The 25,441-nt window shown below is 47.3% G+C and carries 26 protein-coding genes and 1 other annotated feature; of the genes, 6 read left to right on the top strand and 20 right to left on the bottom strand.

Going from position 1 to position 25,441, the window contains the following annotated elements:
- Window positions 1-3: 3 nt before the first annotated feature.
- The 3 genes from MHH79_RS01520 to cwlJ all read right to left on the bottom strand — a co-directional run bounded on the left by MHH79_RS01520 (window position 4) and on the right by cwlJ (window position 1,524).
- Window positions 4-180, bottom strand: coding sequence for a hypothetical protein (locus MHH79_RS01520; protein WP_003234785.1), 177 nt, complete (start codon window positions 178-180; stop codon window positions 4-6).
- A 79-nt stretch (window positions 181-259) separates the two neighbouring features.
- Entirely contained in the window at window positions 260-991 is a 732-nt protein-coding gene (locus tag MHH79_RS01515; RefSeq protein WP_047183526.1) for a VWA domain-containing protein, read from the bottom strand.
- 104 nt (window positions 992-1,095) lie between these two features.
- Window positions 1,096-1,524, bottom strand: coding sequence for a cell wall hydrolase CwlJ (gene cwlJ / locus MHH79_RS01510; RefSeq protein ID WP_015715185.1), 429 nt, complete (start codon window positions 1,522-1,524; stop codon window positions 1,096-1,098).
- A gap of 285 nt (window positions 1,525-1,809) precedes the next feature.
- Here cwlJ and MHH79_RS01505 point away from each other — a divergent pair, with 285 nt between their 5' ends.
- The gene (locus MHH79_RS01505) at window positions 1,810-2,196 is read left to right on the top strand and encodes a YndM family protein (RefSeq protein ID WP_003246313.1); all 387 of its coding nucleotides are present in this window, start codon (window positions 1,810-1,812) and stop codon (window positions 2,194-2,196) included.
- On the top strand, window positions 2,156-2,290 hold the full coding sequence (locus MHH79_RS01500) for a hypothetical protein (protein ID WP_119122840.1): 135 nt from the start codon (window positions 2,156-2,158) through the stop codon (window positions 2,288-2,290). Before MHH79_RS01505 ends, MHH79_RS01500 begins: the two co-directional genes overlap by 41 nt.
- On the opposite strand, the gene MHH79_RS01495 is transcribed toward MHH79_RS01500, so the two are convergent.
- The 15 genes from MHH79_RS01495 to glnK form a co-directional block, all read right to left on the bottom strand.
- Window positions 2,251-2,937, bottom strand: coding sequence for an ABC transporter permease (locus tag MHH79_RS01495; RefSeq protein WP_080467383.1), 687 nt, complete (start codon window positions 2,935-2,937; stop codon window positions 2,251-2,253). The two genes, MHH79_RS01500 and MHH79_RS01495, sit on opposite strands and share 40 nt — an antisense overlap.
- Window positions 2,938-2,955: 18 nt before the next feature.
- Window positions 2,956-3,879 carry an ABC transporter ATP-binding protein gene (locus MHH79_RS01490; RefSeq protein WP_340034923.1) on the bottom strand — a complete coding sequence of 308 codons (924 nt, stop codon included), beginning with the start codon at window positions 3,877-3,879 and terminating at the stop codon, window positions 2,956-2,958.
- A gap of 91 nt (window positions 3,880-3,970) precedes the next feature.
- A complete protein-coding gene (ycbM, locus tag MHH79_RS01485; protein WP_063335995.1) occupies window positions 3,971-4,906 on the bottom strand; it encodes a two-component system sensor histidine kinase YcbM in 936 nt (311 codons plus the stop codon).
- A 1-nt stretch (window position 4,907) separates the two neighbouring features.
- On the bottom strand, window positions 4,908-5,588 hold the full coding sequence (gene ycbL, locus MHH79_RS01480) for a two-component system response regulator YcbL (RefSeq protein WP_080344252.1): 681 nt from the start codon (window positions 5,586-5,588) through the stop codon (window positions 4,908-4,910).
- Window positions 5,589-5,684: 96 nt separating this feature from the next.
- The gene (locus MHH79_RS01475; protein ID WP_340034921.1) at window positions 5,685-6,623 is read right to left on the bottom strand and encodes a DMT family transporter; all 939 of its coding nucleotides are present in this window, start codon (window positions 6,621-6,623) and stop codon (window positions 5,685-5,687) included.
- 20 nt (window positions 6,624-6,643) lie between these two features.
- Entirely contained in the window at window positions 6,644-6,805 is a 162-nt protein-coding gene (gene rtpA / locus MHH79_RS01470) for an anti-TRAP regulator (protein ID WP_003234807.1), read from the bottom strand.
- A 96-nt stretch (window positions 6,806-6,901) separates the two neighbouring features.
- Window positions 6,902-7,148, bottom strand: a binding site (T-box leader).
- 56 nt (window positions 7,149-7,204) lie between these two features.
- On the bottom strand, window positions 7,205-8,125 hold the full coding sequence (gene mphK / locus MHH79_RS01465) for a macrolide 2'-phosphotransferase MphK (RefSeq protein ID WP_309529899.1): 921 nt from the start codon (window positions 8,123-8,125) through the stop codon (window positions 7,205-7,207).
- A 268-nt stretch (window positions 8,126-8,393) separates the two neighbouring features.
- Window positions 8,394-9,926 (bottom strand): galactarate dehydratase, encoded by a 1,533-nt coding sequence (gene garD, locus MHH79_RS01460; RefSeq protein ID WP_014478709.1) that lies wholly within the window; start codon window positions 9,924-9,926, stop codon window positions 8,394-8,396.
- Between the two features lie 91 nt (window positions 9,927-10,017).
- Window positions 10,018-10,719 carry a FadR/GntR family transcriptional regulator gene (locus MHH79_RS01455; protein ID WP_063335992.1) on the bottom strand — a complete coding sequence of 234 codons (702 nt, stop codon included), beginning with the start codon at window positions 10,717-10,719 and terminating at the stop codon, window positions 10,018-10,020.
- Between the two features lie 69 nt (window positions 10,720-10,788).
- Window positions 10,789-12,156: a glucarate dehydratase gene (gudD, locus tag MHH79_RS01450; protein WP_063335991.1), complete on the bottom strand. Its 1,368-nt coding sequence runs from the start codon at window positions 12,154-12,156 to the stop codon at window positions 10,789-10,791.
- A gap of 36 nt (window positions 12,157-12,192) precedes the next feature.
- Window positions 12,193-13,560: a glucarate transporter GudP gene (gene gudP, locus MHH79_RS01445; RefSeq protein ID WP_003234818.1), complete on the bottom strand. Its 1,368-nt coding sequence runs from the start codon at window positions 13,558-13,560 to the stop codon at window positions 12,193-12,195.
- A gap of 84 nt (window positions 13,561-13,644) precedes the next feature.
- Entirely contained in the window at window positions 13,645-15,111 is a 1,467-nt protein-coding gene (gucD, locus tag MHH79_RS01440) for an alpha-ketoglutaric semialdehyde dehydrogenase GucD (protein ID WP_063335990.1), read from the bottom strand.
- A gap of 29 nt (window positions 15,112-15,140) precedes the next feature.
- Window positions 15,141-16,067: a 5-dehydro-4-deoxyglucarate dehydratase gene (gene kdgD / locus MHH79_RS01435; RefSeq protein ID WP_003246372.1), complete on the bottom strand. Its 927-nt coding sequence runs from the start codon at window positions 16,065-16,067 to the stop codon at window positions 15,141-15,143.
- Between the two features lie 226 nt (window positions 16,068-16,293).
- The gene (glnL, locus tag MHH79_RS01430) at window positions 16,294-17,238 is read right to left on the bottom strand and encodes a glutamine utilization two-component system response regulator GlnL (protein ID WP_340034920.1); all 945 of its coding nucleotides are present in this window, start codon (window positions 17,236-17,238) and stop codon (window positions 16,294-16,296) included.
- A 10-nt stretch (window positions 17,239-17,248) separates the two neighbouring features.
- On the bottom strand, window positions 17,249-18,481 hold the full coding sequence (gene glnK, locus MHH79_RS01425) for a two-component system sensor histidine kinase GlnK (protein ID WP_080030709.1): 1,233 nt from the start codon (window positions 18,479-18,481) through the stop codon (window positions 17,249-17,251).
- A 301-nt stretch (window positions 18,482-18,782) separates the two neighbouring features.
- On the opposite strand from glnK, the gene MHH79_RS01420 reads away from it, so the two are divergent.
- The 4 genes from MHH79_RS01420 to mmuP all read left to right on the top strand — a co-directional run bounded on the left by MHH79_RS01420 (window position 18,783) and on the right by mmuP (window position 23,835).
- A complete protein-coding gene (locus tag MHH79_RS01420) occupies window positions 18,783-19,766 on the top strand; it encodes a glutaminase (protein WP_063335988.1) in 984 nt (327 codons plus the stop codon).
- A 22-nt stretch (window positions 19,767-19,788) separates the two neighbouring features.
- The gene (locus MHH79_RS01415) at window positions 19,789-21,225 is read left to right on the top strand and encodes an alanine/glycine:cation symporter family protein (RefSeq protein ID WP_015382657.1); all 1,437 of its coding nucleotides are present in this window, start codon (window positions 19,789-19,791) and stop codon (window positions 21,223-21,225) included.
- A 128-nt stretch (window positions 21,226-21,353) separates the two neighbouring features.
- On the top strand, window positions 21,354-22,301 hold the full coding sequence (gene mmuM / locus MHH79_RS01410) for a homocysteine S-methyltransferase (RefSeq protein ID WP_047182017.1): 948 nt from the start codon (window positions 21,354-21,356) through the stop codon (window positions 22,299-22,301).
- Between the two features lie 121 nt (window positions 22,302-22,422).
- Window positions 22,423-23,835, top strand: a complete 1,413-nt coding sequence (mmuP, locus tag MHH79_RS01405; protein WP_015482742.1) for an S-methylmethionine permease — start codon at window positions 22,423-22,425, stop codon at window positions 23,833-23,835.
- Window positions 23,836-23,871: 36 nt separating this feature from the next.
- On the opposite strand, the gene MHH79_RS01400 is transcribed toward mmuP, so the two are convergent.
- Window positions 23,872-24,942, bottom strand: a complete 1,071-nt coding sequence (locus tag MHH79_RS01400; protein WP_063335986.1) for a branched-chain amino acid aminotransferase — start codon at window positions 24,940-24,942, stop codon at window positions 23,872-23,874.
- A gap of 209 nt (window positions 24,943-25,151) precedes the next feature.
- Entirely contained in the window at window positions 25,152-25,427 is a 276-nt protein-coding gene (locus tag MHH79_RS01395) for a DUF1648 domain-containing protein (protein ID WP_015382652.1), read from the bottom strand.
- Between the last annotated feature and the right edge of the window lie 14 nt (window positions 25,428-25,441).

Raw genomic sequence — 25,441 nt, 5'->3', positions numbered from 1 at the left:
TCCTCATTGATCGTCTCCATTATAGGAAATCATTGTTAAACGACTGTGAAGAAGTGTGAACCGATTGTAAGCGCTGAACATCAAAAACAGGTCTTCCCTCACAAGCCTGCCGCTGAAACATGCCGAAAGCTGGCTGAATGACGCGTTTTCTGCATATCCTGTCGTTTGCAAGCCGCCCATTCGGACTATTTTTCTTCACATGATCTTAAAAAAACAAAAACACCGAGCCATTTCGCAGAATGACTCAGTGCCTTATCAGTTATTTCGAAAACAATCTGCTGAAAAAGCCCTTCTTTTTCGGCTTTTCAGCAGGAGGCTCTTGTTCTCTTACAATCCCTTTTTCCTTCGCTTCTTTCAGCCAAAATGGAAATTCAGCAAGCAGAGCATCATAAAGCTCATCATCAGAAATGCGGTCAATCTCTTCGATATGCAGGAAGTTCGTGTTATCAATGACACGCCCTTCTAACGTATCCAGTTTATTGAGAAAATCAAAGTTTCCGTTTCCGATGCCGACAAACTGCCAGAACACCGGTTTATCAGAAGAAGCTTCAATTATCGGTTTGATTGACTTTTTACAGCCCCCGTCATTGATAAAAACAATGAAAGCAGGATACGAGCTCGGTTCCTCCGCAACATATTTGCGCAGCACGTCCTTCATGACTGGCGGCTCATCATTTCTGCCGAATTTATGCAAGCTGTCATTATTTAAAATTTCACGATCGACATAGCCCGAAAAATCCTTTTCTGAAACTGGCTTTAATCGGGAAAATTCATTATCATACACCCATACATCCAGCAAACCGTTATCATCAAACTGATCAGCCACTGCCAAAATCCGCTCCACCACATTTTGAACCGTCCCGTTTTTGTAGAGCGGTCTCATCGATCCCGTCATATCAAGAACCAGTCCGACACGAGCCGTCACCTTCGTTAACTGCTTTTTCTCCAGTACGATCTTTACACTTTTCTTTTGCAGGTCAATTGTTGCCATTCTGTCATCTCCGTCAACTCTTTTTTTTCGATTATCTCACAGGCATATTTTCCATTGCATCTTTTCAAAGAAAAACACCGTTCAATTTGAACGGTGTCCTGTCTCTAAAATGTGTTATATACATTTTCACACGTCTCCGCCGTCGGCTGATAAAAGCAGTGTGACTTAAATCTGGCCACAAACGGCTGGTTATACCACTGGGCTGGACAGTCCCCCTCCGGCCTGAAGTACCACAAACTAAATTTTGCCGGCCAGCGTCTTTCACCGTTAATCGACCGCCGTGCAAGGGCACGCTCGCTATCTCGCGCCCTTTGATAAAAATATCCATGAGTCACAGCCTCAAACGCGTGTGGCTGATAAATCATCTGCCTGATGGTGCGGAGGCCTTTAAAATCTGAGCAATTCGCCCGCAGCCGATTAATTCCAACGTTGCCGACAAGCAGCATCCCCTGCTTGCCTTCACCTTCCGCTTCCGCTCTGAGCAGCCTTGCCATCAAATCAACATCCGCACTCGTTGCTCTCACGACCGCCATCACGTCACCTCCCCTTCATCTCTTTTCATCATATTTCATTACTTCAAAAGTGATGACGGAGGGACAGAGAAGTTTTTAAATTCATTCATCTAACGTCAAAGCAGCGTCCGGTGCGGTACAAGCTTCATGTTTCCGCTGTCGAAGCGCCGCAGCCTCAATTCCTGGATTCACATCATTGACCCCTCCCCAGCAGATTTGCACCCGCCTCCGAAAAGAAATAAGGTTTAACTTTTTACATTTGAGGAATTATACATAACAAATCAAATGACAAAAGGAGGAATTGCAATGACACATGTGAAAGCGCTCGCTATTAAAGGTATTATGACGATTATTGTGTTGTATCTGGTGCTTGGTCTGGGCTTTGGTTTCACGTTTGGTGATACGCTGCTAATGACGATTGTGTTAGGGGTTATTTCTTATTTGCTGGGCGATCTTTATGTATTGCCGAAATGGAATAATATGATTGCAACTTTGGCTGATTTTGGCTTGGCTTTTCTCGTGATTTGGCTGATGGGCATGCCGCTTTCTATGGGGATGACTGGCGGTGAAGTTGCATTGGCGGCTTTATTCGGCGCGATCGTCATGGCAATCGGTGAATATTGCTTCCATTTCTATATGATGAGCAAAGAGATTGGCAAGAAGCATTATCTTGAAACAAGAACAGACTCATAATGGAAAGGCCGGTGCTGACAGCATCGGCCTTTTATACATATTGGGCGCCTTTGTTTACGCATCCTGCTTGTCCGCATTCCTGATCGCCATGTAGGAAAAGAACAATCCGAATGCCGCTAACGATAACGGGATATACACAACAGATGAAATCGAGAAGCCCGGACTTGTTGAGCTGATGAGCATCACAATTACTACAGATGAAATGATGGTCGCCGGAACTGAGTGTCTACGCATCCCAAAAAAGATGGGAACTAAACTGGTTCCAGCGGCGCCAAAAGCGAAAACCGCCATTTTGACCGCCTGTTGAGAAATGATCTCGGAAGTAAGCTCTCCCGGTATGAAATGGTAGATCGAGTTCAGCCAAAAGAAACCAGCGGCTATGAGTATATTTGAAAGTAAAATCGTGATAAACGTCAGTCCGCTCGCGATCATGAGCTTAGCGGTGAGCAGCTTTTTACGGCTGATCGGGTACGTGAACATCACAAGAATGGTTTTGTTTTTATATTCCGAAATCACCAATTTTACGATCAGCACAGCGCCAAATACGATAAATACCGCTCTGACGAAGGTGCCGATGATGAGGAATGCTTCATCCGTACTTTGGAACGAAACCCCGCCATCGGCTTTTTCGGAATAACTGATCAGCCACATAAAGCCCATAATGATCACGTTGGCAATGAGGGCACCTCTGATATACCAGCCCATTTTCATTTTTCTTAATTCGATTCTGATCAAATTCATCAACGTGTCTCTCCTCCTTTACGCACTGATGCTATTGCCGTTGATCAATTTGATAAAATAATCCTCCAGCGACGTATACTTTCTGTTCAATGATTCAATGTCTACATCATTTAAAATCAGCGCTTTGGATATAGCAGCCTGTGAGGCTTCGGCTTCGTAAATTCGGATTGTTTTCTCATTTAAAATTTTAAAGTTGGTTAATTGCAGCTCTTTCTCAAGAACGAAGCAGGCCTTTGTCTGATTCGATGTAACAAGCTCGATGTATTCAGTGTTCTGGCCCCTGACATCCTCCATTGATACCTCTTCAAGCAGCCTGCCGTCCCGAATGACGCCGATCGTGTCCGCGATTTGTTCGATTTCACTCAGCAAGTGGCTTGAGATCAGCAGCGTCATACCGTACTCTTTGCTCAGCACTTGAAACAATTGCCTGATCTTTTTAATGCCGATAGGGTCAAGACCATTCACCGGCTCATCCAGAATGAGCAGATCCGTCTTCGTGAGGATGGCACGCGCAATTCCAAGGCGCTGCTTCATCCCGAGGGAAAAGGTTTTGACGGGTTTTTTGTCGATTTGTTTTAAATTCACCATATCCAGCACTTCTTGTATGGCTTTTTTATTGTGGTATCCCATATATTCACAATGCAGATCTAAATTTTCTTCAGCTGACAGGTTTTCATAAAAAATCGGATATTCAATCATGCTGCCGATGTTCCCCAGTACCTCATATGACGTGTGGGTGAACTTGTTCCCAAGGATGATGATTTCACCGCTAGTCGGTTTGACAAGGCTCGTCAGCATTTTCATAATGGTTGTTTTCCCCGCGCCGTTCGGGCCGAGAAAGCCATAGATTTCACCTTTTTTAATATGCATGCTGACATTGGATACGACCTCTTTGCCCTGATACGTTTTGGTCAGTCCGTTTGTTTGTACGATATAAGTCAACTTTGTTGCTCCTTCCCTCTCTTTTCCTGTTTTCTATTGTAGCGGCGAGCCCTGTCATTTTTATTTCTCAAACCTTAAGAAATTCTTACGATTAATATGTCATGCGTTTCAATGTGATCGTAAATGCAGTCCGTTCGTACGGCTTGCTTTGGACGGATATGGTGCCTCCCATTTTTTCTGTAAGCCGTTTTGTAATGGTTAAACCCAGTCCGCTTCCTTGAAATGCTTTATTTCTGGATTCTTCAAGTGTGTACAGCCTCTCAAACACCCGCTGCTGATCGGTTTCACTAATCCCTTTTCCGCGATCCCATACGGTGATGGCGATGTTCCTCTCATCATAAGACAGCGTCAGCCCGATTAACTTGCCGGCCGCGCCATATTGAATCGCATTGGACAATAGGTTTTGCAGGATTCTGTCCAGAGCCTCTTCATTCGCCTGCGCATACACCGGCGTATCGGGAATATCGATGGCTGCTTGAAAGCCTTTTGACTGAACAGTGTCATAATAGTGAAGGATATTTCGTTTGCATATGTCGTTCATATGTACTTTGGTGATCGGGATCTCTTTATCTTCAGATTCTAATTTCGCTAAATCAAAAAAGGAATTGATCATCTGAATAAGTTCATTTGTTTTCTGGCGGAGCTTCCCCAGCAATCTTTCCCGCTCTTCGTCCGGCATGTTCGGGTCACTTTGAATGGCTTCGATATAACCGAGAATGACCGTTAACGGCGTTTTCAGGTCGTGCGACATATTGGTCAGCATCCGCTTCATGGATTGCTCTGTTTTGGCAAATTGGGCGCTGATCTGCTGACGATTCTCAACGATAAGATTGATGTTAACAAGCAAGTCTTTGAGCGCATGATCGTCTGTAGGAAGCAAAATTTGTCCTGCCGAATCCCGGCTGAGCATGTAGCTAAGCTGGTCAGCCGTGTAAGCCAGATTCCCGTCCCGCTTCTTTTTCATTATGAATTGAATCACATTCAGACACGCCAGAGCGATGACAGCGGCCACCCATAGCACTGTCATTCTAAAACTCTCCTAATTTATAACCGATGCCCCATAGCGTTTTAATATATTGAGGGGAGGAGGGGTCATCCTCAATCTTTTCTCTGAGCCGCCGCATATGTACGTTAATGATGTTCTGATCATCAAAGTACTCTTCATTCCAGACGGAACGGTAGATTTGTTCTTTCGTAAACACTTTTTTAGGATTTGATGCAAATAAGCACAGCAGCTGCCATTCTGTTGACGTCAGCTGGAGCGGTTGTCCGTTTTTCAAAACGGAAACATTGTCTACGTCTATCGCAAGCTGGTGAATCCGGATCACCTTATTCACAGCCGGCTCCTCTGCCGAATATTGCGTCGCCCGCCGTATCGCGGCTTTTACTCTAGCTGTCAGCTCAATCATCGAAAACGGTTTGGCGATATAATCATCCGCCCCAAAGCCCAGTCCCAATGCCTTGTCCACATCTCCGTCTTTTGCCGAAATCATTAAGACCGGTATATTGCTTTTTTCCCGGATGATTTTCAGAAAATCCATGCCGTTCAGTTTCGGGAGCATGATATCAAGGAGGACTAAATCGTATGAACCCTGCTGAAACAGCCGGATGCCCTCTTCTCCGTCGAAAGCATGCACAATTCCAAAGCCTTCTTTTGTTAAATAATGATCCACCATTTCACTGATTGAGTGGTCGTCTTCTACAAGCAATATGCGCTGCATCTTCTCACCTAACCTTTACAAAATCAAAAAACACACACGTAATTACACTTATTGTAATTGAAAAACGTGTGTGTTTTATAAAAATTATTCTTTTTTTCCTGTTTTCAGCTTCCTGTATTCTATGCCCGTAATGACAAAGAATACGGCAGCGCATCCAATGACTTGAATAAGCCCGAGCCGTTCACCGAGAAATAAAGCTCCATAGAAAATCGTCAGGATAGGCCCTGCCATTGAAATGGCGGCGGCTCGCTGTGCCCCGATTCGTTTTATGCCCTCAAGCATTAGCACAAATGGAATCACAGTGGTCACGACTGCAATTACCGCGAACAAACCATACATAGCAAGCGGATATGCTGCCATTGGCGTATTCATGCCAGCCGCCGATTTTATCCCTGTGTAAAGCATCATGGCAGCTCCAGCAGCTGTCATCCCGTATGCATTGAGACGGATACCCCCGATTTGATGGACGAGATGCCCGGAAAGGACAAGATAACCAGCATAGACGGCCGAAGATAACAAAATGAATACAGCTCCAATCATATTCGCCTGAAAAAGCTCAGCATTCCAGCCGCCCAGCGCCAAGAAAAGCCCAAACATGACCGCCAGAACTGCGAAAAGGTCCTGAATTGAGGACATTTTCCGGTCACGACACGCGGTGAGTCCAAACACAAACAACGGATAGCTCATCAGCAATATACGTTCAACCATTGCGGATACATGGTTCAGCCCGATAAAATCAAGCAAGGGAGACAGAAAAAAACAAAACACTCCCGCGCCACAAGCCTTCCATATGTCTCCTTTTTTCTTACCGTCTGGCATTGGAGGACGGTATATTAAAAAAATCAGCCAAAACAGCGGAACAGCCAGCAGCTGCCTGTATAGCAGCACGGCATCTGGCTCAGCACCCATTTGGTATAACCATTTTATCCAAATCGATTTAGACGCAAAACAAACTGTTCCGATCAGCAAAAAAATCGTACCTGATGCGGCCTCACTAATCTTACTCTGCTCTTTTGCTCTCATCTCAGCTCAGCTTTTCTCCTTTACTTATTCAAATGCTTTTGGATAAAATCCAGAAGCGTATATCCTTGAGCAGTCAGAATAACACCTTTGCCGCTGCAGGCCGGGCAAGGTGTTCCTTCGATTTCTCCCGCTCTTTCACATTTAGGACATGCGACCTCAAGATCATCAGTTGCAATGACCATTTGATATCCTCCTTTCTAACTCATCTGCTATGCCACCACCAGCCATCGTCCATTGGCCGTCACCTCCTTTAAGAAACACAAAAACCCCCGTCCTATGCAAAGGACGAGGGTCTCGCGGTACCACCTTTATTAACAGCTATACAGCCATTCACTCTAAGTACAGAAAACCTATGTTTCGATACTCCTCTCTTGGTAACGGGGAGAGAAACCCGGCATCGCCTACTATCCGTTCAGCAAAGCAATTCAGAAGCCCATTCGGCAACAGGGGAGGATCGGTTCACACCTGCCACCGACTCTCTGAACCTCCATTCTGTGCGTACTTGCTCTTCCTCACGATTGTTGATCCGTTCTATTATTTGTAAAGTTTATAATACTCGGTTCATGAAACGAAGTCAATTCTTAATCCGATGTTACACCGAGTGCTTCTAGCGCCATATTGACGTGCTCCTCCTGCTGTGTTTGCAGAGCGAATTTAGCTATTTCCAATGGATATGCCGCTTGCATCTCTGAGATGTGTTCCTGCATTTTGGCCCATTTCCGGCCGCCTGCTTGATCATAGTATTCAAGCAAACGGGCAGTTTCCTCTTCCCCGAACAGCATTTGATAAAAGATAAAATCTTTGGCTGGGTCAGCAACCTTCGCTTCTGTCCAATCCAGAAGTCCTGTGACACGTCCATTTTGATCGATAAGGATATGCGGCGGGTGGAGATCGCCGTGTATCAAAGAAGAGAAACCCGGCCAGTATGCATCATCATCTATCCACTTTTGCCATCTTTCCCAAAGCGTCGTAGATACGCCAAGCTTATTCTTCACATCAACCATAGAGTCTGCTGTCATTTGCCTGAAATCTTCTGGCCTTATCACTTCTATTCCGGATTGCCCAGCAGATATTTGATCCGTGCCATGTAATTCAGCCAGTATGTCGGCAAGTGTGCCGACAAAATCGTCTGACGGCGGCTGATGATCCATATTCCATACATATTTTTTTTGTTCCAAATCAATTCCAGCAGCCGGCGTTCCTTTTAACATGGGGTAAGCGATCAATTCCGGTGTATGAATTCTCCAATCCGGCACATCAGCAGTCAGATTCGCGCGGAGAAAGGCAAGCGTTATGCCTTCTGCGGATGCTCTTTCCACAACATCACTTCGCCGCGGTTTTCGCAGCACCCATGGCATACCTGTGTCGTCCTTGGCAAATACAACTTGAAAGTCCATTCCGGTTTCATTCAATTGCGCGTTCTCAGAATGAACCGTCAAACCTTGGCTGCGTGCAAGCCCGACAATCTCAGTGATAAGCTGTTTTTCGTTAAGGTTTGTCATCCCATTTCCCCCTTCTCATGCTCCGGCCTGCAGTAGAGAGAAGGGATGCTTGAAGGCACAAAAAAAGGGCAGGCACGCCACCCTCTTTTTTTATAACCATATAAGGGCTCATACATAGGCGGATTCATCCCGATTCTCTCGCATTCAGGCGAGAGTTGTTCACTATTGAATTCGTGTCACTCGGAATCTAATGAATGCCATGCTGTAACCCCTCCGTTCTTTGTACGTAAATTATCATATTCCAATTTCGATCTTCTAGAACAATGAATCAAGTCACTGGAGCAGGATTAAACAAGCACAAATCATTATGAAGACCCCAACGGTCTGCCCACGTTTGTTTGCGGCCGCTTGCCACATCCAAAATCGTCCTGAAGATTTCCCAGCCTACATCTTCGATACTGGCCTCTCCTGTCGCGATTCGGCCGGCATTGATATCGATTAAATCTGCCCAATGCTCTGATAAGGAATGCCGCGTCGATACTTTCAGCACCGGCGCAGCAGCCAGGCCATACGGTGTTCCCCTCCCTGTCGTAAACACCTGCAGATTCATGCCCGCAGCCAGCTGCAGGGTGCCGCACACAAAATCGCTTGCCGGTGTCGCCGCGAACAGCAGGCCTTTTTGCTCTGCTCTTTCACCAGGACCGAGCACGCCGGAGATGGGGCTTGTGCCTGATTTGGCTACCGAGCCTAACGCTTTTTCCACCACATTGGATAATCCGCCTTTTTTATTGCCTGGTGACGGGTTTGCGCTTCGGTCTGCGTCTCCCCGCCGGAGATAGCTGTCATACCACTTCATCTCTTTGATCAGTGATTGTCCGACCTCTTCACTGACAGCCCGCGGCGTTAATAAATGAATGGCATCCCGCACCTCTGTCACTTCAGAAAACAAAACCGTTGCACCTGCGCGAACCAATAAATCAGCCGCATACCCCACGGCAGGGTTCGCCGTCACGCCGGAAAACGCATCACTGCCGCCGCATTGCAGGCCGATAACCAGATCCGAAACAGGGCATGACACCCGGGTTCTGCTGTTCAGCCTGATTAACCGTTCCTCCGCCATTTCCAAAATGGATTGGATCATCGCCGCAAAACCCCGGTGATCCTGGAGCGATAGAATGTCATCATCATTTTCGGAGGCAATTCTTTCCGGGAGGAGCTTTTCACATCCCAATCCGATTACCATTACTTCTCCGCCGAAGTTCGGATGCTTCGCGAGATTTTGAATCGTGCGGATCGGAATAACAGCGTCGGGCGCATTGATCGCCACGCCGCATCCGTATTGATGATGCAGCGGCACAACGTCATCGACATTTGGGTATTTCGGCAGCAGCTCTTCTTTTATTCGTTTGACTGCATAATCCAAAACGCCAACAACACATTGAACACTTGTCGTGATGCCGAGAATATTTTTTGTCCCCGCACTGCCATCCGCATTTCGGTATCCTTCAAACGTGTAGCCTTCAAGAGGCGGCCGCGGCTGCGGCACCCTGTTTGCGAGAGGAAGATCGTCTAACGCCGGAGGAGCGGGCATCCTCACGAGGGCTTCCCGTATCCAGCTCCCGCGTTTGATCGTCTCATCAGCAAATCCGATCACCTCTCCGTAACGCACGATCTCGTCCCCTTGATTGAGATCGGTGAGGGCCACCTTATGTCCTTGAGGAACATCCTCTTCAAGTACGAGCCCGCATGAGAAAACAGTGCCCTTTGGCAGTCCTCCATCATTTACAATAATCGCGGTGTTATCTATTTCATGCACTTTGATGTAAAGGGGCGCTTGGTTCTTCCTGAGGTTCATCGCCATATGAAAATCACTCCTCATATCTTAGTAAGCGTTTTCTAAATTGGTTTTAAAAAAACCGCAGCTCTTACGTTTCAACTGCGGTTGCTCACCATTATTTTTCATTCATTCCTTTTAGAATTTTGTCACGGACAAATTTCAGATGCTCATACATGTGGTAATGTGCTTTGTACGGATCTCTTTTGGCAAGGGCGTCGTATATTTTTTTGTGATATTCGACCGTTACATCTCTCTCCCTGTACGGAATTTGGCTGTCAATTTTCGCATGGGTGATCAGCAGGGACTGAATCATCCCTTCAACGACGGGGTTATTGGCGCTTAACGCAATAATTCGATGGAACTCTTTATCCGCTTCACCATAAAGATTGTCAGTGCTGTTGGCAATATCGTCGATCGTCTTCTGCAAGCGCTGAAGCTCTTCCTCATTGATTTTTTCCGCGGCAATTGTCACGAGTCCGAGTTCTAGCGCCATCCGCGCTTCAATGATAGCCGGAAGATTATCAGTGGCCAAGGCAAGCATGACGGAAAATGGCTGCATGCCGATTTTATCGTTGAAATATGTGCCCCCTCGTGTTTTTCTCGTAATGACGCCCAGCGTTTCAAGTGAACTGAGTGCCTCCCGAAGCACCGGCCTGCTGACATGCAAAATGTCCATCAGTTCCATTTCTGTCGGCAATTTGTCTCCGGCCCTCAACTGTCCGCTCGATAATAAATGGACAATCCGTTCGATGACCTGCTTGGCTAATGTTTTCCGATTGACTGTATCGACTTTCAAATCCTCTAAACCTTCGAACACGAACAACTCTCCCTTCAGTTGTTCAATTGTAAGACAAAATAGCGGATATGACAATATTTACAATCAAACTTATCGCACAAGACACGGGCGCTTCCGGTCAAATTCCCAGTTGCTGATCAGGAACTGCATTGGGATCGCGTCATTCCGTGCGCCTAAATTCATTTTCCGGTAGATCTCATGCGCTTTTTCCACTTGTTCCATATCAATATCGACGCCTAGCCCTGGCTTATCCGGCACCTTGACACAGCCAGAAGAAATCTCAAAAGGCTGTTTCGTTAATCGCTGCCCGTCCTGCCAGATCCAATGGGTATCAATCGCCGTGATCCGCCCCGGAGCCGCTGCTGCCACATGGGTAAACATCGCAAGGGAAATATCAAAGTGGTTGTTGGAGTGCGAGCCCCATGTCAAACCCCAATCATGGCACATTTGCGCAACCCGCACCGACCCTTGCATCGTCCAAAAATGCGGATCAGCCAGCGGTATATCCACCGCATGGAGCTGAATTGCGTGACCCATTTCCCGCCAGTCAGTCGCAATCATATTTGTCGCAGTCGGAAGCCCTGTCGCACGGCGGAATTCAGCCATTACTTCACGAGCGGAGTAGCCATTCTCATCCCCGCACGGATCTTCCGCATACGCGAGCACATCTTGCTTTCCTTTGCATAATGCAATAGCTTCCTCTAATGACCATGCCCCGTTCGGATCAAGAGTGATCCTTGCCTCTGGAAAACGTTTCGATAATGCGGTAACAGCTTCGATTTCCTCTTCTCCCCGCAGCACCCCGCCTTTCAACTTGAAATCCTGAAAGCCATAGCGCTCCTGTGCTGATTCGGCAAGACGCACAATGGCCTCCGGCGTCAGCGCTTCCTCATGGCGCAGACGGAACCACGCACAATCTGACTGCTCATCGCTTTGATACGGCAAGGTCGTCCGCTTTCGGTCGCCGATGTAAAAGAGGTAACCGAGCATTTTTACTTCATCACGCTGCTTCCCTTCGCCCAGCAAAGCCGCGACCGGTTCCTGAAGAAACTTTCCAAACAAATCTAACAAAGCCGCTTCCAGTGCGGTGACGGCGTGCACAGTGGTGCGCAAATCAAACGTCTGGTTTCCTCGCCCTCCCCTGTCCTGATCGCCAAACTGCTTTCTGACCGTTTGCAATATCGCTTGGTACGCACCGATAGATTTTCCGACAACAAGCGGCTCTGACAGCTCCAGTGTGCGGCGAATATGCTCTCCGCCAGGCACCTCGCCGACTCCCTGATTTCCGCTGCTGTCCGTTAAGATTACGATATTCCGGGTAAAAAACGGGCTGTGTGCTCCGCTTAGATTCAGCAGCATGCTGTCATGTCCCGCAACAGGAATCACCTTCATTTCAGAAATTGAGGGAATATTCGATCTTTTCTCTTTTTGAACCTGCTCTTGTATCGGTGAACTCATGCATTTTCCTCCCTTTATAAAGCGCTTTCATAAATATTAGACAGGCAACGATTGATCGGGGTCTTGTTCTTGTTTCTTTAACACGACCCGTTTGATCGGCCCGACCAGCAGCAAATAGCTGAGGATCGCCGCAATCGCGTTAGCGCCGACAAACACAAGCGCGCCATTAAAAGATCCAGTGGCATTAACAATGTATCCGATAATAATCGGTGTTGTAATCGAGGCAATATTGCCGAAAGTGTTGAACAAACCGCCGCTTAATCCTGCACATTCTTTCGGAGACGTGTCCGACACGACAGCCCAGCCCAATGCGCCGAAGCCTTTTCCGAAAAACGCGAGCGACATAATAACAACGACAAGCCACGCTGAATCTGTATAGTTGCAGACAATCATACTGCAAGACAGCAGCATGCCGGCAATGATTGGCACTTTTCTTGCAAAGGTCAGTGAACGGCCTTTTTTGAGTAAGATGTCTGACACAATGCCCCCAAGGACGCCGCCGGCAAATCCGCACAGCGCCGGCAGGGAAGCGACAAACCCAGCTTCAAGAATAGACATGCCGCGGGCCTGAACCAAATATACCGGAAACCATGTGAGAAAGAAATAGGTGAGAGTCGTAATACAGTATTGCGCGATGTACACGCCAATCAGCATGCGGTTCGTTAACAGCTGTTTGATATACGGCCATTTCGATTCTGTTTCTTGTTTGCTTTTACTGTCATCCATGGAAATCAGCCCGCCGCCCTGTTCGATGTACGCAAGCTCAGCTTCATTAACCTTTGGGTGTTTTTTCGGTTCATACACCGTTTTTAGCCAGATGACAGCCAGAAGAATGCCCGCAATACCCATGACAACGAAGACGGAATGCCAGCCGAAAGAGTGGGTAAGCCAGCCCATTAAAGGAGAAAAAATGACGATTGCGAAGTATTGTGCTGAATTAAAAAAGGCTGAAGCTGTCCCGCGCTCGGAGCTTGGAAACCATGAGGCAACAACTCTGCCGTTTCCGGGAAATGAAGGCGCTTCTGATAAACCAACCAGAAAACGCAGTGCAAACAGCAGGATAATCGCTGTGCCGGCGGAGAAAAAGCCAATCGCCCCTTGCAGCAGCGTAAAAAACGACCAGAAAAAGATGCTTAACGCAATGATAGTCTTTGAACCAAAACGGTCCAGCAGCCAGCCGCCCGGAAGCTGTCCGATGACATAGGCCCAGCCAAAGGCAGAAAAGACATATCCCATGGCGACCGAGTCCAATCCCAAATCATGCTGGACGGAATCTCCAGTGATGGAAAGCGTCGCTCGATCCGCGTAGTTAATAGAGGTCACAAGAAACAGCATAAACACGATGAACCAGCGCACGGACGTTTTTTTGCCCGCCGGTGTAACACTCGCAAAGTCTTTTTTCATAGTATCTTCTCCTTTTCAAAGTAGAGAATCATATGCTGGCTGTGATAAAGCCGGGAAAGAGACGCACGCCTCTTTCCAGCACCATTACGGCTTCACAAAAACGGTTTTGATCGCTGTGAAAAAGTCCTTCGCTGCCTCACCCTGTTCTCGGGAGTGGGAGCTCGACTGCTTCATGCCGCCAAAAGGCGCCTGCAGCTCAACACCTGCGCTTTCTGCATTGATCCGAACCAGCCCGGCATCGATTTCATCAATGAAAGAAAGCATTCGGCCGATGTTTTCCGTGAAGATGGATGCACTTAAACCGAACTTCACATCATTGGCGATGTTCAGCGCCTCCTCCATCGAGTCCACCTTGATCAAGGCGATCACCGGACCGAAAATTTCCTCCTGGGCAATTGTCATCTCAGATGCCACATTGTCAAAGATGGCAGGCTGAACATAATAGCCGCTTTGATACTTTCCGTTCTCCAGCTTTTCTCCTCCTATTAAAAGGGAAGCCCCCTCCTGTTTGCCTTTCTCAATGTATGACAGGCAGTTATCAAGCTGATTCTTGCTGGCAATCGGTCCCATCCAGACATCCTCTTTTAAGCTGTCTCCGATTGTAATATCTTTTGTGCGGTGGAGCAGTTTTTCTTTAAAGCGCTCATAAATTCCGCTTTGCACGATGACACGGCTTGTCGCGGTGCATTTCTGGCCGGTTGAACGGAAGGCCCCCGTTATGACAGCTTCTGCCGCAGCTTCAAGGTCAGCGTCATCGGCTACGATGACAGGGTTTTTGCCGCCCATCTCAAGTTGATATTTGGCTCCCCTCGCTAAAGCGGCTTGCCCGATGATTTTTCCGACTTGATTTGAACCGGTAAACGTAACGGCGTTTACACCGTCATGCTCAGCAAGCCCCTGCCCGACAACAGAACCCGGGCCTGTCACCAAATTGATGACCCCTGCCGGGAGCCCCGCTTCCTCAAAGCAGGCAATGATCTTCGCGCATGTCACAGCTGTTTCTGTCGCCGGTTTGATGACAACGGTATTGCCGTATACCAATGCCGGCGCCATTTTCCAAATCGGAATCGCCACTGGGAAGTTCCACGGAGAAATCACGCCGACCACACCGAGCGGAACACGGGTGGTAAACATGAGCGCGTCTTTGTCAGTAGACGGAATGACGTCACCCGTTTTTCGCATGCCCTCTCCGGCGTAATAGCGCAGAATGGCAATCCCCCGGGCTGTTTCTCCCTTCGCTTCCGGCAATGTTTTACCCATTTCACGCGTTGCGCAGGCGGCGATTTCCTCCAAGCGCTGCTCCATGATATCCGCTGTTTTGTATAAGTATTGGCCGCGCTCGGCACCCGTCAGCTTTCTCCAAGCCGTTTTGGCTTCATTGGCGGCGGCGACGGCACGTTCCACATCTTCAGCCGTTGAATTCTGTACATATCCGACAATATCATTCACATCGGCAGGGTTTTCGACCTTGACCATATCGCCTGATTGAGACTTAACCCACTCTCCGTTAATAAAGTTGAGGTACGTGTTTTGTTCCGTGATCACAGACATGCCCATTGCCCCTTTCGTGTTTTTTCTGGTCAAACCGTCGCGGCTTTTTTCGGAAAACGGTCAGCCGCCTGCTTCAAAATTGCTTCCAATTGCTGATAATGATCTTTTTCAACCGGGCCGACAGGCGGTCTGGCTGTATTCCTTACATTCAAACCCATGATTTCCATACCGGCTTTAATCAAGGATACGGCGTAGCCTTTTCGTTGTTTGCGAATGTCGTTGATCGGCAGAATCACATGCCGATAGAGTTCCTTCACAAGCTCGTCATTTCCGTTTTTCAATGCATCATAGAACATTCGCGAAATATGCGGGATATAATTTGAAATCGCTGAAGAGTAAGAGTGGAACCCGATCGGCAGATAAGCCGGCATCGTCACTTCAGCCATCGGCATTCCGTTAAGCCATCCTAAGCGGTCGCCGATCGTATAGACGAGGTTGATATTCAAATCCATATTTCCTACCCCGTCTTTGACACCGACAAGCTGTTCACATTCGGTCAGACGTTTGATCTGTTCAACTGAGAGAACGGCATTATCGCGCTGATAAAGAATCGCGTTCAAGTCAGTGCTTTCAATAATCGTTTTCGCATACTGGTACAGCCCCTCCTGTTCGCCATGCACCAAATACGGAGGCAGAATCAAGTAGCCGTCGGCGCCTTTTTTCTCCGACAGCTGCGCCCAATCAAGCGCTGTGCTGAGGTTGCCGCCCACCCCCGTGTAGACCGGCACCTTTCCTCCGGCTGCTGAGACTGCGACTTCCACCATTTGCTCATATTCCTTCTGGCTGAGAGATTGGAATTCACCAGACCCGCAAGCGATAAATATCGCTTCCAAGCCTTCATTCAGCAAAAACTCAATGTTTTGAAAAAGAGCTTCTTCCTCCAGTTTTCCTTGTGTGTTAAAAGGAGCAACCGGAAAACCTAAAATTCCAGCGGGTGCTTTTCTAATACGGCTCATCAACATAACCTCCTGTTATTTGTGTATACAGCCCTTGACTGAAAGCGCTTTTATTAATTTTTCTTTTACAACCGCCCCTTCCCGTATATCCTTTTGTTTAATTGTAAGACAAATAAACAATAAGTCAATATCTTTATTTTCTGATATTTTATAAAAAAGCGGTAAATCACTGTCCGGCCGGGATTCTGCGCAGCAAAAAAACAGCCTGGTCAGCCGGCTGTTTGGTTTATATCCTTCTTTGTTTCATCGTTTCATGCAAAAGCTTTGCTTCCAAAAAAAACACGTGGATGAATTTTTTCATATTTATTCTAGCAGGTGCAAGGGGTTTTGCATCCTTGGATTGGAGTTCTTTCATTTTCTGGCTGACAACCGGAAAATCAAAGAATTTCGATGCATAGGTTTCAAATTTTGGATTCGAAAAATCAGTTGTGCCCAGTGAAGCAAAATGGTGCAGCGAATGAATAATCGCTCTGCGGATACGCTGCTCCGAGGCTTTCATTTCGCGATTGACTTCCGTCTGTGAGGCCCCTGTCCCCAGCTTCCGTACCGCTACTTGGGTGAATATTTGTTTTAGCGAAGGGCTTTGTTTTTCGTGCGGCTCGGATTGCTCGCGTTCTGCTAAATACTGCAGGACTGCCATGAGATCATGTGCGCCGCCTTCTCCCATCATGCCCAGCTCGGACAACAGGAATGTTCCTGCCTCTTTTAAACCGCTATCACTCTTCTGCTGGGGACGCGCTTTCCGTTCAGTCCGATTGACAAGCCGGCTTAGAGAATGCTGAATGGCTCCAATCGAGTGTTCAAGCTCGATCCGCTCCTTCACCTTTTGGAGAACCGTGACAATTTCAATGCGGTTAATCGGCTTATGGATAAAATATTCGATGCCGAGCGAGTACGCTTCCCCGACCATTTCCTTCGCCTCCACTTGAGAGATCATTACGATTTTGCCGGAGTACGTATTCTGGATCTGACGAATCGTCTCAATGCCGTCTCTTCCGGGCATTAACAGATCGATTAATAAAATATCAATCTGCTTAAATTGCAGCATATGCCCTTCCACTTGGCTTCCGTCGTCTGCTTCACCAGCAACTTCCCCGAGATCTTCGTCCTCAATGATCTGCCTTAAGATTGACCGCACCGCACGGTCATCATCTGCAATAAAAAAACGCATAGCTTTTGGTTCACCCTTTCTGAATCAAATGCCGGACAGGCAGCCTGATGGCAAACACCACTCCCCGCTGCTGATTATCAAACGTGATATCCCCTTCTAGCTCTGTCACGATTTCCTTTACGTAGGAAAGTCCGATACCCGTAGAAGGCGTGCCAAATTCGTCATATTTTGAAGTAAAGCCCGGGTCAAACACAATGTCTCCGATTTTCTCGGAAATCCCGGGGCCATTGTCTTCCACCTGGAATTCTACCATACTCTCATTTGGCTTACGGAGCCTCAGGCTGACCATTCCCTCTTCATCCATAGCCTCTACCGCATTTGCTGTTAGATTATTAATGATCGAAAGCACGATAAATACGTGATATTCGTCATGCTCTCCCTCGATCGAGCAGTAAAAATCAATCTGCTTCCCTAGTGCTTCAGCGTACTTTTCATTCATTCGAATCACGAGCTGAAGCAAATCAGAAGCCCTCATATAATCTCTCAAACTCTCATTCGAAATCAGTTTTGAAAGCCCTGCGAATATCCGCTGGTTGTCCTTTTTCACTTCATGAATCTCTCCGGCCAGTCTCAGGATTCTGCCGCTCAGCTGAACATCCTTGCCCTTCATTTCCCGATAGAGCTGATACGAATCGTTTGTCACTTTCTCTGTCGTTTTCAATGTCTTTTTTAGGTGCACCGTTTCTTCATATAAATTGGAAACGATCATCAGCATGTGCTCGTGCTGCTGCCTTGTCTGTTTTTCTCTCGATTGTGTTTCATACAGCTTCAGCACACTATAAAAGCTCATCACAATAAATGTGTGAGAAATCGCAATCACCGCAATGTCAGTGATTTTCTCAGGCGTGACAACCGTATGAAAAATGAGAAATTGCACAGCCAGCTCGACACAATCTGACACAACTTCAATCATAAACCCAATGAAACCGAGCATAATCGGCCGTTCACGGAAACGATTGGCCTTTAATATGGAAAACAGACAGGCGTAAGTCATATAAAAGAAAAAGCCAGACGCTTGATCATACAGAATCGGAGTCAGTCCATTGTGTCCTCCGCCCCATAATTCCAGTAAGACGCGAAAGATGAAAACAGCCGCTCCAGTCAGAAAACCCGGCAGCACAGCGGGCACATGCCGCAACAACGATAAAAAGAAGAAAAAAACCGGTGCCCCAAAGCTGACCCGGAATTCTTCATTGAGGGGATAAAATTTCAGTTCACCGGCCAGCGGCACCGTTATCAGCATGAGGGCCAGTATATATCCGTCTTTTTCAATAAACCGTTCCAGTTTTATGTTGATCACATCCTCGCTTTTTATTTTGGGGAATCGGGCGAAAACCTGCAAATTGCTTTTGACCCAGAAAATAAGGTTTTTATAAATCTTACTGCTTATTTTCAAAATGTTTTTGTCGTATTTTGTATGATTCTGTAGTCGCCATTATACAGTAATTATACCTTCCGCTATCATGAAAGCGTTTAACGCCCCTTTAGCCTTCGTTTTGATACACCTCAGTCCTTTAAGAAAAAAATCAGTGAGGAGGAATTCGATGAAAGAATTGATAAAAGAGCACCAGAAAGACATAAACCCGACGTTACAGCTGCATGATTGGGTTGAGTACTATCGCCCTTTTGCCGCCAATGGACAAAGTGCAAACTATATCCCCGCATTAGGAAAAATCAATGATTCACAGCTCGGCATCTGTGTATTGGAGCCTGATGGAACGATGATACACGCCGGCGACTGGAACGTCTCTTTTACCCTGCAAAGCATTTCAAAAGTGATTAGCTTTATTGCCGCCTGCATGAGCCGCGGCATTCCCTATGTGCTGGACCGCGTAGATGTCGAGCCGACAGGCGACGCCTTTAATTCAATCATTCGACTCGAAATCAACAAGCCGGGAAAGCCCTTCAACCCCATGATCAACGCCGGCGCCCTTACCATCGCTTCGATTCTTCCCGGAGAATCGGCATACGAAAAGCTCGAGTTTCTTTACTCGGTGATGGAAACTTTGATAGGAAAACGGCCAAGAATTCACGAGGAAGTATTCCGTTCTGAATGGGAAACCGCCCACCGCAACAGAGCGCTGGCCTACTATTTAAAAGAAACAAACTTTTTAGAAGCTGAAGTAGAAGAAACACTTGAGGTGTACTTGAAGCAATGCGCTATGGAGAGCACTACAGAAGATATTGCGTTGATCGGCCTGATCCTTGCTCATGACGGGTATCATCCGATTCGACGCAAGCAGGTGATTCCAAAAGATGTCGCAAAATTGGCCAAGGCATTAATGCTGACGTGCGGCATGTACAACGCTTCAGGCAAATATGCGGCGTTTGTCGGCGTGCCGGCCAAAAGCGGCGTCTCCGGCGGCATCATGGCGCTGGTGCCTCCAAGCGCCAGAAGAGAACAGCCTTTTCAATCCGGATGCGGCATCGGCATTTACGGGCCTGCCATTGATGAATACGGCAACAGCCTCACTGGCGGTATGCTGCTGAAGCATATGGCGCAGGAATGGGAGCTCAGCATTTTTTAAATATGAAAAAAGAGGTGATTCTATGCAGCAAATCCTGGAACATATCGTCGGTATTGCAAATGATCTTTTGTGGTCAAAGCTATTAATTGTTTTGCTCCTTTCTTTTGGAATCTATTTTACGTTCAGGCTGAAGTTTTTACAGGTTCGCATGCTGAAAGAAATGGTCAGGGTATTAAGAGAAGGTGCTGCTTCCCGGTCGAAAAACAGCATTTCTCCGTTTCAAGCCTTTTGCATCAGCATGGCGGCCCGTGTCGGAACGGGAAATATTACGGGCATTGCCATCGCCATTGCACTCGGCGGGCCCGGTGCAATCTTCTGGATGTGGATTATCGCCATTATCGGATCAGCATCTAGCTTTGTGGAAAGCACACTGGCTCAGATTTATAAAGTAAAAGATGTAAACGGCTTCCGCGGCGGGCCGGCGTATTACATGGAAAAAGGGCTGAACAAAAGGTGGATGGGCGCGCTGTTCGCTGTGTTAATCACCTTATCGTTCGGTATCGTCTTCAACTCGGTTCAATCCAATACAGTCAGCCTTGCCTTTGAAAACGCGTTTGGCACAAACCGCCTGACATTGGGACTCATTTTAATTGCTGTATTCGGCACGATTATTTTTGGCGGAGTCAAGCGCATTGCAAAGCTGGCTGAATCCATTGTCGTCGTATTGGCTGTCCTGTATATCGGAGTTGCGTTTTTCGTCATTTTTACCAACATTACGCAGCTGCCAGGTGTGCTTGCGCTAATCGTGAAAAATGCGTTTGGTTTTGACCAGGCCGCCGGCGGGGCTTTGGGCGCGGCACTCATGCAAGGCGTCAGACGGGGAATTTTTTCAAACGAAGCGGGAATGGGGAGCGCACCGAATGCCGCTGCCACCGCCACAACAAGCCATCCTGTCAAACAGGGGCTGATTCAAGCGCTTGGTGTCCTGTCAGATACGCTAATCATTTGTACAAGCACCGCCTTTATCATCCTGTTTTCGGACGCCTATCATACTCCGGGTCTGAGCGGAATCGCCTTGACACAAGCCTCCCTCAGCTCCCATGTCGGATCATGGGCATCAGGCTTTCTCGCCATTCTGATTTTGTTATTCGGATTCTGTGCTCTAATTGGAAACTATTATTATGGCGAAACCAATATCGGCTTTTTGAACAAAAGCAAAAAACTGATTTTTGTCTACCGTATCGGCGTGCTTGCAATGATCGTGTTTGGCTGTGTTGCCAAAGTCCAGCTCGTCTGGGATCTTGCTGATTTGTTCATGGGTTTGATGGTCGTCGTGAATTTAATCGCGATTTTCTTACTATCAAAGGTCGTTTTTACGGCGCTGAAAGACTATACACGCCAGAAAAAAGCAGGCAAGGATCCGGTCTTTTATAAAGATGTGCTCAAAAACCATAATGGCATTGAGTGCTGGCCGGTTTCAGACACAAAGACTGACACGCACAACAAACAAATATCATAAGAAAAGGGTGTTCAGACTTATGGGCTGAACACCTTTCCCTTTTTGCGTTTATTGACAAACACGTAAGCCTCCATTACGATTTTCATATCTTTTTCAAAAAAATCTGAAAGAAGGCATCGGTACATTCTATGAATCCTATCCAACACATATTAGATACATACCCGCTTATTGTGCTAGACGGCGCCATGGCGACCGAGCTTGAACGCAAGGGCTGTGATTTGAACGACAGTCTGTGGTCGGCAAAAATCCTGATGGAAGAGCCAAATCTGATTAAACAAGTTCATACTGATTATTTCGCGGCAGGCGCCGATTGTGCAATCACTGCCAGCTATCAGTCTACATTTGAAGGCTTTGCCGCACGCGGGCTGAGCGAAGCGGAAGCACGCCGGCTCATCGAGTTGTCCGTCAGCATCGCAGCTGAAGCACGTGATGAATTTTGGTCGCTTGAAGAGAACCGTTTGAATCGGCCAAAACCGATCATTGCGGCTTCTGTAGGCCCTTATGGCGCTTATCTTGCAGACGGGTCTGAATATCGCGGCAACTACGCAATACCAGAAGATGAACTGATTGAATTTCATCGTCCCCGGATGAAGGCGCTGATTGAAGCCGGAGCTGATGTTTTGGCATGCGAAACGATTCCGTGTCTGACTGAAGCCAAAGCGATTGTTCGGCTGTTGAAGGAATTTCCTGAAACGTATGCGTGGATCAGCTTCAGTGCTAAAGACGGCCTGCATATCAGTGACGGAACACCTGCCGCTGACTGCGCATCGTGGCTTGATGAACACCGCCAAATTGCAGCACTCGGCATCAACTGCACGCCGCTTCAGCATATCCCTTCCTTGATAGAGGAGTTAAAAAAGAACACGTCAAAACCGATCATTGTCTACCCGAATTCAGGTGAGCAATATGATCCGGAAACAAAAACGTGGAACGGCGCAGCATGCGCAGAATCTTACGGGGCGAGCGCCCGCACCTGGCATGAAAAAGGAGCGAGGCTGATTGGCGGCTGCTGCCGGACAAAACCCGAAAATATTCAAGAAATTGCGGCTTGGGCCCGCTCTTTAAAAACAACTTGACTTATCGGAATAGTTTGTATATTCTAACTTAAAGCCGGTTCGCCGGAGTCTCGTGTCACTTTCTGACATGAGATTTTTTATATTAGGAGGAAATAAATCGCTGATAGAAAGTTGGAAAAAGATGAACTCTGTCCACAACAAGAATGAGACAACCTTTCAGAGAAGTATGAAAAGCCGGCACCTCTTTATGCTTTCCTTGGGAGGTGTCATCGGAACCGGGCTGTTTTTAAGCTCAGGTTATACCATTCAGCAAGCAGGCCCGGCCGGAACGATACTTGCCTACTTAGTCGGGGCCGGCATCGTCTATCTGGTCATGCTATGCCTCGGTGAGCTGTCAGTCGCCATGCCTGTGACCGGCGCCTTTCACACCTATGCAGCCAAATACATAGGGCCGGGCACCGGATTTACGGTCGCTTGGCTGTACTGGCTGACATGGACCGTGGCATTGGGATCAGAATTCACAGCAGCCGGCCTGTTAATGCAGCGCTGGTTCCCCCATACATCGGTTTGGATGTGGAGTGCCGTCTTTGCGCTGTTCATTTTCTTGCTTAACGCATTTTCGGTCAAGTTTTTCGCTGAATCAGAATTTTGGTTTTCCAGCATCAAAGTATTAGCCATTGTATTATTTATTCTTTTAGGCGGCTCTGCCATGTTCGGCATCATCCCGATCAAAGGCGGAGAAGCCGCTCCGATGCTGTCCAACTTCATGGCGGAAGGCGGGCTTTTTCCAAATGGATTTGTCCCGATTTTGATGACGATGCTGTCCGTTAATTTTGCATTTTCGGGAACGGAACTAATCGGAATCGCAGCCGGTGAAAGCGTTGATCCTGACAAGACAATACCAAAAGCGATTAAAACAACGGTCTGGCGTCTCTCACTCTTCTTTGTCGGAACAATTTTTGTGCTGTCAGGACTGATTCCGATTCAAGATGCAGGTGTCATTAAAAGCCCGTTTGTCGCTGTCTTTGACAGAGTCGGTGTACCATACGCAGCCGATATCATGAACTTTGTTATCCTGACAGCGATCCTGTCAGCGGCTAATTCCGGACTCTACGCTTCTTCCCGGATGCTGTGGTCTTTATCAAAAGAAAAAACGCTTCATCCGACATTTGCTAAGCTGACGTCAAAAGGAACCCCTTTTAACGCGCTGGTGTTCAGCATGATCGGCGGCATTCTGTCGTTGCTGTCCAGCGTATTTGCGCCAGACACTGTATACGTTGTGCTCGTGTCGATTTCCGGTTTTGCCGTCGTTGTCGTGTGGATGGGAATCGCTGCTTCTCAATTCATGTTCAGAAAACGTTATATCGAAGCGGGAAACAAGGTTACTGATTTGAAATACAGAACCCCTTTGTATCCGTTCGTGCCGATTGCCGCGTTTCTGTTATGCCTGGCTTCCGTTGTTGGCATTGCCTTTGATCCGAATCAAAGAATCGCACTCTATTGCGGCGTTCCATTTATGGCCATTTGCTATGCAACATATTATGTGAAAAACCGCAAAAGCCAGCCGGCTGCTGATATGACTCATTCAAAATAAAAAGAACCTGCCTCCGGGCAGGTTCTTTTTCGATTTTCACACTTCCACTGTCCAGTTAAACGGGCCTTTCACCTTGCCAAGCTGAATATCTGTTATCGTTTCATACAGCTTTTTCGAGAGCTCCCCGATTTTCCCGTCGCCTACAATCACCGTTTTTCCATGAATGTTGAGTTCACCGACAGGCGTAACGACGGCTGCCGTGCCTGTGCCGAAGACCTCTGTCAATTCTCCGCGTGCAGAGGCCGCATACACCTCATCAATCGATATTCTCTCTTCACGAACCGGAATGCCCCAGCTTCGAATCAGTTCAATCGCAGACGCACGTGTCACCCCGCTTAAAATACTTCCGCTTAAAGCAGGTGTGACAGCTTCCCCGTTTATGACGAAAAAGATGTTCATGCTCCCTACCTCTTCCACATATTTCTTTTCAATGGCATCCAGCCACAGCACCTGGTCATAACCCAGCTCATTCGCTTTCCGCTGTGCCTGAAGACTGGCCGCGTAATTTCCAGACGTTTTTGCACATCCGACTCCGCCGTTCACCGCCCGCACGTACTCATCTTCGACGTAGATTCTTACCGGCTTCAGCTGATCGTCGCCATAGTAGGAGCCTACAGGCGAAAGCACGATCATGAATGTATAGCTCTTGGATGCCTTCACACCGAGACTCGGTTCTGTGGCAATCACAAAAGGACGAATATACAGTGACGTTCCTTTTTCCTTTGGAACCCAATCTTTCTCCAGCTCAACTAATTGCGTCAATGCCTCAAGCACCAGCTCTTCGTCTAAAGGAGGCATACTCATGCGCTCACACGATCTGTTCAGCCGTTTGACATTTTGATCCGGACGGAACAGCAGCACCCTGCCGTCGTCTGTTCTGTATGCTTTTAATCCTTCAAAAACAGCCTGGCCGTAATGAAAAACAGATGAAGACGGATCAAGCGTAAGCGGTGCGTACGGCGCAATTCTCGGATGATGCCATCCAATTCCCTCTTCGTAGTCCATCACAAACATATAATCTGTAAAATATTGACCAAATCCCAAGGATGACGGATCGGGCTTTTCCTTATGAAATACAGTTTTTTCTCGTTCAATAAGCTTATTCAATCTAATCAGCACACCTTTCACATAATTGTTTAAATATTCAGTCTTTTTAAAGCTGCAAAAAGTATACAGCCTTTCCTTTGATCATACGCCGCTTCACACCTATAAATTTCAGAATATTCTTTAGGATCATCAGCTATTATACACCACATTCATTGTCAGATGAAGCTGAAATTAAAGAAAAACAGCCAGTTTTATTCTGGCTGTTTGATTTAGAGCGCTAAATAAAGGACGACAATGTGGCAAATCAGCAAAATATACACCGCGAATACAAATTGCCAATTGATCTTCCGCGCCCATGCAAACACCACCATCAAAACAGGCAGTATCACAATCCCCGCCAGCTTGTTAACTGTCAGATCCGGGCTGTTCGCTACATCATAATGAATCGGCATCTGCGTCGGCAGAAAAGGGTAAAATACAATTGAAAAGATGAATGCAGCAATCACTGCTCCCCACAGCACTTTTCCATTCGTCAATAGAAACATAGAACGACCATTCC

Source organism: Bacillus sp. FSL K6-0993, assembly GCF_037977205.1.
Lineage (GTDB): Bacteria > Bacillota > Bacilli > Bacillales > Bacillaceae > Bacillus > Bacillus subtilis.
The sequence above is the reverse complement of the archived record's forward strand: the minus strand, read 5'-3'. Positions and strand labels throughout refer to the sequence as shown.